This is a genomic window from Novosphingobium capsulatum NBRC 12533 (assembly GCF_001598375.1).
In the GTDB taxonomy this organism is placed as follows: domain Bacteria; phylum Pseudomonadota; class Alphaproteobacteria; order Sphingomonadales; family Sphingomonadaceae; genus Novosphingobium; species Novosphingobium capsulatum.
The window spans coordinates 1-13279 of sequence record NZ_BCYV01000013.1 but is presented as its reverse complement, the minus strand read 5'-3'; the positions used below and the strand labels follow the sequence as shown (position 1 = coordinate 13279).

At 66.6% G+C, this 13279-nt stretch carries 12 protein-coding genes and 1 tRNA gene; 9 read left to right on the top strand and 4 right to left on the bottom strand.

The features are described 5' to 3' along the window. Positions 1–88: 88 nt before the first annotated feature. On the top strand, positions 89–2188 hold the full coding sequence (locus SCA01S_RS12555) for a sodium-translocating pyrophosphatase (protein WP_054130722.1): 2100 nt from the start codon (positions 89–91) through the stop codon (positions 2186–2188). 274 nt (positions 2189–2462) lie between these two features. After that, complete coding sequence (locus SCA01S_RS12550; protein ID WP_062786062.1) at positions 2463–3359, top strand: acyl-CoA thioesterase; 897 nt, start codon at positions 2463–2465, stop codon at positions 3357–3359. 12 nt (positions 3360–3371) lie between these two features. On the opposite strand, the gene SCA01S_RS12545 is transcribed toward SCA01S_RS12550, so the two are convergent. From SCA01S_RS12545 to uvrC, 3 genes are all read right to left on the bottom strand, one after another. After that, positions 3372–3944, bottom strand: a complete 573-nt coding sequence (locus SCA01S_RS12545) for a hypothetical protein (protein ID WP_157088970.1) — start codon at positions 3942–3944, stop codon at positions 3372–3374. 35 nt (positions 3945–3979) lie between these two features. After that, positions 3980–4930: a hypothetical protein gene (locus SCA01S_RS12540; protein ID WP_157088969.1), complete on the bottom strand. Its 951-nt coding sequence runs from the start codon at positions 4928–4930 to the stop codon at positions 3980–3982. A gap of 278 nt (positions 4931–5208) precedes the next feature. Further along, on the bottom strand, positions 5209–7152 hold the full coding sequence (uvrC, locus tag SCA01S_RS12535; RefSeq protein ID WP_062786055.1) for an excinuclease ABC subunit UvrC: 1944 nt from the start codon (positions 7150–7152) through the stop codon (positions 5209–5211). Positions 7153–7286: 134 nt separating this feature from the next. Between uvrC and SCA01S_RS12530 the strand changes: the two genes are divergently transcribed. Continuing rightward, positions 7287–7673 carry a PilZ domain-containing protein gene (locus tag SCA01S_RS12530; protein WP_168351538.1) on the top strand — a complete coding sequence of 129 codons (387 nt, stop codon included), beginning with the start codon at positions 7287–7289 and terminating at the stop codon, positions 7671–7673. Between the two features lie 4 nt (positions 7674–7677). Here the strand turns inward: SCA01S_RS12530 and SCA01S_RS12525 are convergent, their stop codons facing one another. After that, the gene (locus SCA01S_RS12525) at positions 7678–10296 is read right to left on the bottom strand and encodes a TonB-dependent receptor (protein ID WP_167542897.1); all 2619 of its coding nucleotides are present in this window, start codon (positions 10294–10296) and stop codon (positions 7678–7680) included. Between the two features lie 310 nt (positions 10297–10606). Between SCA01S_RS12525 and infA the strand changes: the two genes are divergently transcribed. From infA to SCA01S_RS23040, 6 genes are all read left to right on the top strand, one after another. Then, positions 10607–10852: a translation initiation factor IF-1 gene (gene infA, locus SCA01S_RS12520; RefSeq protein ID WP_022675624.1), complete on the top strand. Its 246-nt coding sequence runs from the start codon at positions 10607–10609 to the stop codon at positions 10850–10852. A 34-nt stretch (positions 10853–10886) separates the two neighbouring features. Beyond that, the gene (locus SCA01S_RS12515; protein ID WP_062786050.1) at positions 10887–11471 is read left to right on the top strand and encodes a Maf family protein; all 585 of its coding nucleotides are present in this window, start codon (positions 10887–10889) and stop codon (positions 11469–11471) included. A gap of 7 nt (positions 11472–11478) precedes the next feature. Further along, entirely contained in the window at positions 11479–12492 is a 1014-nt protein-coding gene (locus tag SCA01S_RS12510; protein ID WP_062786047.1) for a ribonuclease E/G, read from the top strand. Then, positions 12489–12656 carry a DNA gyrase inhibitor YacG gene (gene yacG / locus SCA01S_RS12505; protein ID WP_062786044.1) on the top strand — a complete coding sequence of 56 codons (168 nt, stop codon included), beginning with the start codon at positions 12489–12491 and terminating at the stop codon, positions 12654–12656. The genes SCA01S_RS12510 and yacG overlap by 4 nt, the downstream gene beginning before the upstream one ends. A gap of 136 nt (positions 12657–12792) precedes the next feature. Further along, a tRNA-Phe gene (locus SCA01S_RS12500) sits at positions 12793–12868 on the top strand. A 176-nt stretch (positions 12869–13044) separates the two neighbouring features. Next, positions 13045–13218 carry an Arm DNA-binding domain-containing protein gene (locus SCA01S_RS23040; protein WP_327195992.1) on the top strand — a complete coding sequence of 58 codons (174 nt, stop codon included), beginning with the start codon at positions 13045–13047 and terminating at the stop codon, positions 13216–13218. Positions 13219–13279 lie beyond the last annotated feature (61 nt).

Sequence of the window (13279 nt, the reverse complement as noted above, 5' to 3'; positions counted from 1 at the left end):
TTCCATCTGGTTCCCAACCAAAGTGCGGGGACATGGTGTACCTGGCACACAAACAAGCCGGGGCACGGGAAGTTAGGGGGATGCCATCGTGAACCTTGTCGTAACCGCAATCGGGTTGGGGTTACTGGCTGTGCTTTATGGCTTCATTACCAGCCGTCAGGTGCTGGGAAGCCCGGCCGGAAACCAGAAAATGCAAGACATTGCCGGCGCCATCCAGGAAGGGGCGCAGGCCTATCTCAAACGCCAGTACGGCACCATCGCCCTGGTCGGCGTGGTCGTGGCCGCCATCGTTTCGATGACGCTGCACCCGCTGCCGGCGCTGGGCTTTGTCATTGGTGCCGTGCTTTCGGGCGTGGCTGGCTTCATCGGCATGAACGTGTCGGTGCGGGCCAACGTGCGCACCGCCGCTGCCGCGCAAAGCGGCCTGCAACAAGGCCTTACCCTGGCGTTCCGCGCCGGGGCGATCACCGGCATGCTGGTGGCGGGCCTGGCCCTGCTCGCGATCGCGGGCTTCTTCTGGTATCTGGTGTTCGTAGCGGGCTATGCCCCGGGCGATCGCACCGTCGTCACCGCGCTCACCACGCTGGCGCTGGGCGCCTCGCTGGTGTCGATCTTTGCCCGGCTGGGCGGCGGCATCTTTACCAAGGCGGCCGACGTGGGCGCCGATCTGGTGGGCAAGGTGGAAGCCGGCATTCCCGAGGATGACCCACGCAATCCGGCGGTGATCGCCGACAACGTGGGCGACAATGTGGGCGATTGCGCCGGCATGGCGGCCGATCTGTTCGAAACCTATGTCGTCACCGTGGGTGCCACGATGGTGCTGACGGCGCTGCTGATCAAGGGCGTGGGCGATCTGCTGCTGCCGCTGATGTCGCTGCCCCTGCTGATCGGCGGGGTCTGCATTGTCACCTCGATCATCGGCACCTATTTCGTCAAGCTGGGGCGCAGCAACAACATCATGGGCGCCATGTACAAGGGCTTCCTGGTCACCGCGCTGCTTTCGATCCCGGCGATCTGGTTCGCCACGCAGGCCGCGCTGGGCAGCATGGAAGCGCCGATCGGCGACCAGGGCTTTACCGGCCGCACGCTGTTCTATTGCGCGCTGGTCGGCCTGGCGATCACCGGGCTGATCATCTGGATCACCGAATACTACACCGGCACCGGCTATCGCCCGGTGCGATCGATCGCCAAGGCATCGGTCACCGGCCACGGCACCAACGTGATCCAGGGCCTGGCCGTCAGCCTGGAAGCCACGGCCCTGCCCACGCTGGTGATCTGCGCGGGTATCATCGTCGCCTATCAGCTCGCCGGGCTGATCGGCATTGCCTATGCCGCGACGGCAATGCTGGCGCTGGCCGGCATGGTCGTGGCGCTCGACGCCTATGGCCCGGTAACCGATAATGCCGGCGGCATTGCCGAAATGGCCGGCCTGGAAGACACCGTGCGCGAACGCACCGATGCGCTCGACGCGGTGGGCAACACCACCAAGGCGGTCACCAAGGGCTATGCCATCGGTTCGGCCGGGCTTGCCGCGCTGGTGCTGTTTGCCGCCTATACCACTGACCTGCGCGAGTTCTTCCCGGATCTGAATGTCGATTTCAGCCTGGAAAATCCCTATGTCATCGTCGGGCTGCTGCTGGGCGCGCTGCTGCCCTATCTGTTCGGCGCGATGGGGATGACCGCCGTAGGCCGCGCCGCTGGCGACGTGGTGGTGGACGTGCGCGAGCAGTTCGCCGCCGATCCGGGCATCATGGCCGGCACCAGCCGCCCGGACTATGCCCGCACGGTGGACCTGGTCACGCGGGCGGCGATCAAGGAGATGATCCTGCCCTCGCTGCTGCCGGTGCTGGCGCCGATCGCGGTCTATTTCGTGATCATGGCGGTGGCAGGGCAGGCCAATGCCTTTGCCGCGCTGGGCGCGCTGCTGCTGGGCGTGATCGTGGGCGGGCTGTTCGTGGCCCTGTCGATGACATCAGGCGGCGGGGCGTGGGACAACGCCAAGAAGTATATCGAGGATGGCCATTACGGCGGCAAGGGTTCCGACGCGCACAAGGCGGCGGTGACCGGTGACACCGTGGGCGATCCTTACAAGGACACGGCTGGCCCGGCCGTGAACCCGATGATCAAGATCACCAATATCGTTGCCCTGCTGCTGCTGGCCGCCCTGGCCAGCCACGCGGCAGGCTGAACCGGCTTCCGTGGGCTGCCGGCATGCTGGACCGGTGGCCCACGGCAGACACGCGGAAAAGCGGGGAAAACCCCGCCCGCATGGGCCCGAGGTTGGGGAGGAGAAGGACAGGCCCCGTCTGGCCGCAAGGCTGGGCGGGGCCTGTTTCCTGGCCCGGGTGGTTCATCACCTGCCCCTGGTTTCATATTTGTGACGAGCCGCCGCGATGCGTTGACCTTGGCGGAACGCCTGGAATAGGCGCGCGATCATGCTGCACCCGCTCTCTTCCACTCTGATGTCCGATTCCAATGATCCTGCCGCGACGGCCGCCGGCCTTGTCCGGCTGCTGACGGTTCAGCCCGAGGCCGGCGCCGATCTCTTTACCGGGCCGCGCAAGCCCGGCGGCGTGGGACGCGTGTTTGACGGGCAGATCGTGGCGCAGGCGCTTGCCGCCGCGCAGGCCACCGTCGCCGCCGATCGGCCGGTGCATTCGCTGCATGCCTATTTCCTGCGCCCGGGCAGCGAGGATGCCGACACGCGCTATACCGTGATGCGCGATCTCGATGGCGGCAACTTTGCCAACCGCCGCGTGGTGGCAAGCCAGGGCGACGCGCCGATCTTCACCATGACGGCCTCGTTCCACCGCCGTAGCGAGGCCGGCGAGAGCCTTGCCCTGCAGCACGGCCTGCCGATGCCTTCGGTGCCCAGCCCCGATGACCTGCCGAGCGAGGCAGACCTGCTGACGATCTATGCCGATCGCCTGTCAGAGCAGCGCCGCGCCCTGCTGTCGCGGCCGCGCGCGATCGAGATGCGCCCGGCCGAACCGCTCAACTGGCTGCGCGAAACCCCGGCCGAACCGGTGGCGCACACCTGGTTGCGTTGCGTGGCGCCGCTGCCCGATGATCCGGCGCTGCACCGCGCGGTGATCGCCTATGTCAGCGACATGACCTTGCTGGGCACCAGCCTGCTGCCCCATGGCATCAGCGGCAAGGCCGGCAGCGCCCAGGTGGCCAGCCTTGACCATGCGCTGTGGTTCCACGCCGATGCCCGCGCCGATCAATGGCTGCTCTATGCCTGCGACAGCCCTTGGGCCGGGAACATGCGCGGTTTCAGCCGTGGCCGCATCTTTACCCAGGATGGCCGCCTGGTGGCGCAAACCGCGCAAGAAGGCCTGGTGCGCCGCCGCGCCTGAACCGCCGCCGCGCTACTTGCCGGGCCGTGGCGCTGCGGGCCTAGCCATTGCGATGGTCGCCGCGCCGGCAGCGGCCGGCGGGGCGGGCGTGGTGCCAGGCCTGGTAGGCTGACCGACCAGGGCGCAGGCCATGCGCTCCATTTCCGGGTGGGCCACCATGGCCGTTGCCACAAAGCGCAGCGTGGCGCCGGTGATGTCGGCCGTCACCGTCTTGATCGCCCGGTCGATCGCGGTGCAGGCCTGCAGGTTGGTGGCGCCGCCGCCATAGCGATTGGCCACGAGCGTGGCATAGCTATCGAACGCGCGCTTGTCGGCAAAGCCGTGGGCCGGGCTGATGTAGCCACGGATGGCCTTGTCGGCCGCCGCGAACACGCCCTGGTGCACGATCATCATGCGCGAAAAGCTGGTTTCCACATCCATGCCGTGGCTCTTGCAGCGCAGCGACACGGTCATCATCATCGTTTGGAACTGATGAAACCGTGCGGCTTCGAACGTCGGGCTATCGAGGCACGAGGCCGGTGGCGAGATCGGCGGCGGCGCGGCGGCCTGGGCCAGCGGGGCATGGCAAAGGGCGACCAGCATCACGCCTCGGGTCGCCAGGTCAAAGGGCACGCGTCGCATCATTTGGCCACTCCGCAAGACGTGATCGGAACCGCCATTAGCGCATCGAACTGGCGCACCAGCGCCTGTTGCGCCTGAAAGGCAGCGTCGGCTATCGGCTTGTAATCGCGTGCTTCCTTGGCGAGCGCGTTGCGCATGTCGGCATCGCCTGCGGCCATCGCGTCATAGCGGGCCTGGATCGATTGCAGATAGGCGATGGCCTTGCCGTTGTTGGCCTCGGCTGCTTCGCCGGCCGGGCGATAGGTTTGCGCGTGGAAGGCGTTGCGTTCCTCGGCACTGCAAAAACGGGCGGGCAGGACGACCGCCGGCACCGTTTCCAGATGGGGCCGACCGGCTGTAATGTCCTGCGGTGCCGGGGCGGCAGCCTGGGCTGCAGCAGAGGCAGCTGCGGCCGGTGCCGCGGGGGTTTCCTGCGCGGCGGCCAGGCTCGCCAGCAGGCTGGCTGCCGCGGTTTCGTTGGGCCCGGCCTGCGCGGTGGCAGTAACCGCAGCGGTTGGGGCAGTTGCCGGCGGCGGGGTGACTGCGGCCGGCGCAGCGGCAACCGGCACTGGCGCGGCAATCGCCGGCGCAGGCGGCGTAGCCGGCGCTGCCGCCGTGCTACTGGTCGCCCCGCGCCGCAGCGCTGCGGCCTTCACCTTGGCCAGTGGGGCAAAGGTACCGTTGGGAAACTGCTGCAGATAGGCATCGTACATCTCGGGATCGCTGCTGGTCGATACCGAACGCCAGAATTCCAGTTCGAGCGTCTTGTCGGAAACGGCCGCATCCTGCGCCAGGGCCGCCGCAGTGCCCAGCGGCAGCGCCCCCAACGCCAAGGCACCCAAGGCCGCCACGCGCAGCACCAGCCGGCCAACCGGCCGCCGCCCCGCACCGACACCCGGCACCACGACTTGTCCCCACTCCTTACGGTGCGACGCGCCAACCTGCGGCGCGCGCCCAACCCCCTGCTTCATCGTACCCCCCAGGCAGCGACGGACCACCCTGCCGGTCGGTCCTGCTCCACCACGTCCCCTGGTGGGCTGCCGATCCTTGCCACGTTACGCTGACTATCCCTGTCATGCCGCAAGCTATGTGCAGAGACGTTGCCTAACACGGTTATCGAGCATTAAGGGTGTTTTCGTCATCCCCTATTTGAGGGAAACCGCAAATAACCACTGCGGTACTTCACGCTGGCACAACACCAGCACGACAATTGTCTGATAATTTCCACAAATGCCACTGGGGCAGCTGTTTACGCCCCGGGATGATAGAAATCATAGATGGTTTGCGCCACCGCAGCACTCACCCCAGGCGCCCGCATGAGGTCTTCGAGCGAGGCGGCGCGCACTTTGCCGGCGGTACCAAAATGCAACAGCAGCGCACGCTTGCGCGCCGGACCGATTCCCGGAATCTCGTCGAGCGGGCTGGCGGTGATCGCCCGGCTGCGCTTGGCGCGGTGCGCACCAATGGCGAAACGGTGCGCCTCATCGCGCAGTTGCTGCAAGTAGAACAGCACCGGGGAATTGAGCGGCAGCAGCTTTTCGCGCCCATCGGGAAAGTGGAAATGCTCGCGCCCGGCGTTGCGATCCGGCCCCTTGGACACCGCAATCAGCGGCACATCCTCGATGCCCAGTTCCTCCAGCGTCTCGCGCACGGCCGTCATCTGGCCCTTGCCGCCATCGATCAGCACCAGATCGGGCCAGGTGCCGCCCTGGCGATCGGGGTCTTCCTCCTGCACGCGGCCAAAGCGGCGCGCCATGACCTCGCGCATCATGGCAAAGTCATCCCCCGGCCGAGTTTCGGCGCGCTTGATGTTGAACTTGCGGTACTGGCCCTTCTGGAACCCTTCGGGCCCGGCCACGACCATGCCACCCAGCGCATTGGTGCCCTGGATATGGCTGTTGTCGTAAACCTCGATGCGCTGCGGCACATCGGGCAGTTCCAGGAATTCGGCCAGTTCGCGCAGGATCTTGGCCTTGGTGCCGGTTTCCGCCAGCCGCCGATCGAGCGCCTCCACCGCATTGCGGCTGGCCTGCTCCATCAGCCGGCGCCGGTCGCCACGCTGCGGCACGGTGATCTCCACCTTGCCGCCCGCACCTTCGTGCAGGGCCTCGGCCAGCAACTCCGCCTCGGGCAGAATGCGATCGACCATGATCAGGCGCGGCGGCGGCACTTCCTCGTAGAACTGCGCCAGGAAGCTGGTCATCACCTCGGCCTCTTCCAGCCCCTCGGTGTGGGTGGGGAAGAACGCGCGGTGGCCCCAGTTCTGCCCGCCCCGGATGAAGAATGCCTGGATGGCGATCTGGCCGCCCTTGCTGGCCATGGCAAAGACATCCCCATTGCCCACGCCTTCGGCATTGATCGCCTGGCTGCCCTGGATGAACGTGGCCGCGCGCAAGCGGTCGCGCAGCATGGCCGCGCGTTCGAAGTCCAGATTCTCGGCCGCCTCGCTCATCTGGGTTTCGATCTCGCGCTGCACCGCGCCCGATTTGCCGCCGAGGAAATCCTTCGCCTGGCGCACCAGTTCGGCATAGTCCGCCTCGGCAATGCGATCGACGCACGGGGCACTGCAGCGCTTGATCTGATAGAGCAGGCACGGCCGGTCGCGGCGCGCCATGAAGCCATCGTTGCAGCTGCGCAGCAGGAACAGCTTTTGCAGCGCGTTGATCGTGGTGTTGACCGATCCGGCGCTGGCAAAGGGCCCATAGTAATTGCCCTTGGCCTTGCGCGCGCCGCGATGCTTCATGATCCGCGGAAACGCGTGATCGGCCCGCAACAGGATGAAGGGAAACGACTTATCGTCGCGCAGCAGCACGTTGTAAGGCGGGCGATAGCGCTTGATCAGCTGCGCTTCGAGCAGCAGCGCCTCGGCCTCGGAATTGGTCGTCACGATCGTCATCGACCGCGTCTGGCTGACCATGCGGCGCAGGCGGTTGGGCAGCCGATCAACCTGGGTGTAATTGGCCACGCGATTTTTCAGCGCGCGCGCCTTGCCCACATAGAGCACGTCGCCGCGCGCATCGAGCATGCGATAGACGCCGGGCTTGGGCTTGAGCGTGCGGACAACGTCGCGGATGGTGTCCACGCCGCGTTCCAGATCGGGCTGGTCGGTGCCCCGCATCGTGCTGATCGCGGCGTCTTCGTGGAAGCGCTCGGTATCACGGTCGGGCGGGGAAGATGCGCTCTTGCGGGCCATATCTGCCAGATAGGGGCTGTTACCCCGTTTGGGGAGAGCCCGAAAGGATGCCGATCGTGGACAAGTATTATCCGTATATCTACGTAGATGATTGCAGATGATACCTTTACCATGCCGGGGTAAACGTGGCAGCCATGGTGAATGCCCCCGTCACCGGTGATAGTGCAACGCGCGGCCGCCGCGCGGATGCACGGGCAAGGCTCAACATTCCCGGGCGCCTGATCTTGCGCCGTGGCGTGTGCCCCTGCCTGGTGGAAGACCTGTCGCGCACCGGGGCGCGCCTGGTCCTGCAATGCCCGCCGGCGCTGGGCGAAACCGGGGTGCTGGAAATCAACCGCCTCGAAGGGTTCGGCGCCGCCGTGTGGATCAGGGACGGCCATTGCGGCTTTCACTTTGACGAGCCACTGGCGCTGGAACAGGTGATCGCCCTGCGCCAGTTCGCCGATCATTTCAGCGAACACCGCCGCGAACAGGAACGCACCGCGGCGCGAGAATTCGTCCAGGGCCGGCGGTTCGTCTAGGCCCTCAGAACATCTTGCGGAATTCCAGCTTGAACACCCGCCCGGTGGGATCGAGATAGCCGGCCTGATAGCGCAGCGGGATCGCGCCGGTCTGGTCGGTCACTTTCTGCTGGGCATCGAACACGTTGTTCACCGCCAGAGAAAGCCGTGCATTCTTGAGGAACGGCACGGCCTTGACCACACCGGGGCGGCGGCCAAGATCGGCAAACAGGCGCAAGTTGAACTTGGCGATAGGGTGGAAATCCAGGCTGGTCGTGCCCGAATCCGCGTGGGCTGAGCCGGTGTAGGTGCCGGTCAGGCGCACGCCAAAGCTGCGATAGAAGCCGCCGCCTTCCAGCTCGATACTGTGCCGCGCTACCCCGGTACTCGACAGCGCGCTGCCGCCCAGCAGATCGTAGACCGTCCCGCCCGGGGTCAGTTGTACCCGGTTCATCAGCATGATCGTGTGGGTCAGCGACAGGTTCCAGCGCCCGCGCCCATCAAAGCCGCCCGGGCCACCTGGACCACCGGGCCCGCCAGGACCGCCCGGACCACCATGCCCGCCACGTCCACCGCCACCCATGCGTGGCCCACCCGGCCCCATCATGCCCCGCATGCCGCGCTGGCGCACCAGATTGGGATCGGGCGTGCCAAAACTGCCCGCCAGGTTGATGCCATAGCGGAAGCTTTCGCTTTCCTGGCGCGCGAACGTTACCGGGCTTTCGTCGACCGACACGATATCGCCTGCGGCATTGCGCGTGACGCGCCCGGGATAGGCCGCTTCCACCTCGGCCGTCAGCAGGGGGAAGCTGTTGCTGGTGTTGAAACTGCGGTTGTGGAAATATTCCACCACGAAAGTCGAATTGGTCAGGAACGGCAAGGTCCAGTTGCCGGCCAGCTTCACGTCGCGCTGGCGCTCCTTGAGCAGGTCGCGGTTGCCCCCGCTGGTCACCGTAGCCAGCACCGTCTGGCCCTTGATGAAATCATAGATCGCCACGTTCTGGGTGGTGGTCGTCGGCGCACCCAGTTGCGTCAGCGACGGCGCGGTCTCGGCACCGATGAACGTGCCGGTGAAGCTCAACTTGTCGGTGGGGCGCCAGGTCAGCCCGGCGCCATAATCATAGAGCGCGCCAAAGTCCGACAGCGTGTGCGCCTCGGCATTCATGTTGAGCGACAGGTTGCCGAGGAAACCGCCGAAGTTCTCGCGCTTGCTGGTGATCGGCACGTCGAGGCTGAAGCCCAGCTGCGCGTCGCCACGCTTGAGATCGATCGCCCCGTTGGCGGTGCGCGTATCGGTGCTGTGGATGCCGGAATAGGCAAAGCCGGTCTTGACTGTAAGCGAGGTCGCCCCGCCCGGCAGGCGGAACGGCTGGCCGTTGGCCGTCGCCAGCGAGGTCAGACTGTCGGTGCGGCTCAGCGCGCGATCGGCCCCGCCAGCGATGATCGCGCCGCTGGGCAGCGCGCCCGTGGCGCTCAGGCTGCCATCGTCGACCAGCGTTTGCAGGCCCGAAAGATCGGCCGAGCGGTCGATCCGGGTATCGGTGGTGACATGGCTGCCGTCGGCCGTCACCGATAGCTGCCAGGCGCCGATGCCGGTGTTGAGCCCGGCGCCGGCCGAGAGCGTGGTAGTATAGGTGCGCGTGGTCAGCGGCTCGGGCGCGGTGGTGGTGCGCGTCACGCTGTTGCCGCTGTCGGGATCGGTCAGCGTCACGGTGTTGAGGCCGTTCCAGCTGCGGCTGTAATCACGTTGCGCCAGCGCGTTGAGCGTCAACCCGGTGCCCAGGCCGATCGGCTTGGACCAAGTGGCATTCAACGCGGCGCTATCGGCCTTGGCCTGCAGCGTGCGATAATCGGCCTGGTTGGGGTCACCCGCCACGGTGCTGTTGCCGCCCGTGCCGGTGCCTGTGGCCGCGCTGGCCTGGCTGATGCCGCGCTCGGCTTCGGTGATCGCGCTTTGCGTCGATACCGTGCCGGTCACGTTGATGCGGGCCTTGTTGGCGATCTTGGCCAGCGTGGCTTCCTCGCTCAACCCGGCATAGCTGCCGTTGCCCGGCACGCTGGCCTCGGTTTCGCTGCTGATGCTCTTGTAGTGGTCTTTGAGGATGAAGTTGACCACGCGCTGATCGGGGCGATAGCCGTATTTCAGCGCCACTTCCTCGGGCAGGACTTCCACCCGGCGGATCGCCTCGGGCGGCAGCCCACGCATTTCGCGGAAGTTGGAAATGCGCATGCCGTTGAGCAGGATCACCGGCCCGTCGCTGCTGCGCCCGCGCCCGGAATCGGTCTGCGGCGCCAGCACAGTCAGCAGATCCTGGATCGAATTGACGCCGTAGGCGGCGATTTCGTCTTCATCCAGCGTCACGATCGGGGGTTGCTGCGCCTGCACCACGCCCTTGATCGGTGCGGCGTTGACCAGGATTTCACCGGTCACATCGTCCACGCCGTCACCGTTGGCATCCACGCCCAACTGGCCCTGGGTATTGACCATCTGCTGGCCGCTGCCGCCAGCGGTTGCGCCGGTGGTGCCATCGGCCTCAGGGGCAGGAGCGGGCGCCTGCGCAGCCTGGTCTGCGGCCCAGGCCCGCTCACCCCCGCAAACGGCAAGCGCGGAAACGGCACACAGCAAGGCAAGACGAACAGACACGCGCAACAAACCCCATCATGGCTTCGAGGCGATCCTGCTGGCGCGCCTGACAAATTGAAACAACACACAAATCGTATCAATTTGTCGTCCAGCGTGGATGAACATCGGCTGGCCGGGCGCGGTGCCGGTGCCCGGATCACCACTGGAACCTGGCTGCAAATGCGGGGCTTTTCTTTTGCCGGCCGGAACGCTATGGGCGCCACGCGCGTCGTTTTATCGCGACCCCCTCGATCATGGCTATGCAGCTTGCGCCACGTCGGTGCCGGTTGTCTTTCCGGCCATTCAAGACAAAAGGCTACTGACCCCGCCGATGGCGAAAGAAGAACTCCTCGAGATGCGCGGCACGGTGGTGGAACTGCTGCCCAATGCCATGTTCCGCGTGCGTCTGGAAAACGATCACGAGATCCTGGGCCACACCGCCGGCAAGATGCGCAAGAACCGCATCCGCGTGCTGGTGGGCGACGAAGTGCTGGTGGAACTCACCCCTTACGATCTGACCAAGGGGCGCATCACCTACCGCTTCATGCCTGGCCGAGGCGGCCCCGGCCAGTACTGATGCCCGGGCCTGTACCGTTGCCGGGCTCGTTCTGATGACTGCGACTGTGCCGCCGCTGGTGCTGGCCTCGGCCAGCCCGCGCCGGCGTGATCTGATCGCGCGCCTGGGGCTGGTGCCCGATCGCATTATCGCCACCGACATCGATGAAAGCCCGCTGCCGGGTGAGACGCCGCGTGTCCACGCCGTGCGCCTGGCTGCGGAAAAGGCCCGCGCGGCGGCGGCACTCGCGCCCGATGGCGCCATCCTTTCGGGCGATACCGTGGTCGGCGCCGGGCGTCGCATCCTGCCCAAGGCCGAGGACGAGGCCACCGCGCGCCACTGCCTTGCGCTGCTGTCGGGCCGCCGCCACCGCGTTTTCTCCGCCGTTGCCCTGCTGATGCCCGATGGCACGCTGCGCGAGGCGTTGAGCGAAACCATCGTACGCTTCAAGCGCCTCTCCGAAGCTGAGATAGACGCCTATATCGCCGGCGGCGAATGGCACGGCAAGGCCGGCGGCTATGCCATCCAGGGCAGCGCCGAAGGCTTCTGCGCCTGGCTGGCCGGCAGCCATTCGGGCGTGATCGGCCTGCCCCTGTTCGAAACCCGGCGCCTGCTGGTGGCCGCCGGCCTGCTGGCCTGAGCACGCCATGACCGCCACCTGGCTGGTGGAAGAAGGCATTGGCGAAACCCGCGCCGCCCTGGTCGATGGTGCGCAGATCCTGGCTGCGCGCCTTGCATGGCCGGGCGGGCTTGCCGTGGGCCTGGTAGCGCCCGCGCGCGTCGCCAGCCGCCTTGCCGGCACGCGGCGCGGCACGGTCCAGTTTGCCGACGGCGCCGTTGCCCTGGTCGATGGCCTGACGCCCGACCTGCCCGAGGGCGCCAGCGGCCTGTTCCGCGTCACGCGCGCCGCCATTGCCGAAAAGGGCCGCACCAAGCTGCCGATGGCGCGCCCTGCTGCCCCTGGTGAAGAGGCCTGCCCTGCCCCCACCCTGGCGCAGCAACTGGCCGCCACCGGCCAGCCCGTGCGCCTGATCCACGCCACCGATCCCGCGCTCGACCAGGCCGGCTGGGATGACCTGGTGGACGAGGCAATGAGCGGCGAGATCGCCTTCGCGCGCGGCGCCCTGTGCATCAGCCCGACCCCGGCGATGACCCTGATCGATATTGACGGCAGCCCGCCGCTCACCGCCCTTGCCCTTGCCGCAGTGCCGGCCATCGCCGCCGCGATCATGCGCATGGATATCGGCGGGTCGATCGGCATCGATTTCCCCACGCTGGGTGAAAAGCGCGATCGCCAGGCGGTAGATGCGGCACTGGCGCAAGAACTGACGGACCGCGGCGCACAGACCGGCTGGCGTGGTGAGCGCACGGCCATGAACGGCTATGGCTTCGTCCAGTTGGTCAGCCGGCTGGAGCGCCCGTCGCTGCCCGCGCTGTTTGCCCGCCACCCCTTGGGCGCGGCGGCACGGCAATTGCTGCGCCGCGCGGAAAAGGTGCGCGATCCCGGCGCCCTGCTGCTGACCTGCCACCCTGCCCTCGCACGTGCCGTGCTGCCCGCCTGGCAGGATGAACTGGCCCGCCGCACCGGCCGCCTGCTGCACTGGTCCCTCGACGAAACCCTTGCGCCCACCGCCGGATTTGCCCAGGCGATCACCCCATGACCACCACCCCCAAGCGCTGCCCCATCTGCGGCAAACCGCGCAGCGATGCGCACAAGCCGTTTTGCTCTGCCCGCTGCCGCGACCGCGACCTGATGCGCTGGCTGGAAGACGGCTATGCCCTGCCCGGCCCGCCCGCCGACGCCGAAGAGGAAGGCCCGGATTGAGGCGTCCGCGGCTAAAGCCAAAAAGCCGATTGTGGAAAAATAGATGCAATTGAGGGCTGGACAACCTTCGGCCACCTCGCCATAGGGCGCTTCACCAAACGCAAGGCGCCGGCCAAACGGCCCGCCAGCGCGGCAAGCCCGGGTAGCTCAGTTGGTAGAGCACGTGACTGAAAATCACGGTGTCGGCGGTTCGATTCCGTCCCCGGGCACCATTGCCTTATTCGCCAAAAGTTGAAAAAAGTGCAGTTTTCTGTCATTTTCACTATCGGCCTAACCGCTGACGACCACCTTTGTTCGCCCGCAATCGCGGTAATTCAGGGGGCCACCTTGGGGGCCATCCTGAAAACGGCGAAAGGCGTGGCCCCCAACGGCGCCGAGAGACACCGCAATCCGCAATGCGAAGCCTCAAGCGAAGCCCTATAAGCTGGCGGACGAAAAGGGCCTGTTCCTGCTGGTCCAACCATCGGGCGGCAAACTCTGGCGGCCCGAGTTCCGCGACGAACCGGGCAATCCCAAGCGCGTCGAAAAGAAGGTAAGCTTTAGCGCCGATCCCGGAAGCTAATCCGTACGAGAAGACCGGCGCAAATGCTCAAAGCTTGCCCACCAGTTCCGGCACGGCGGTG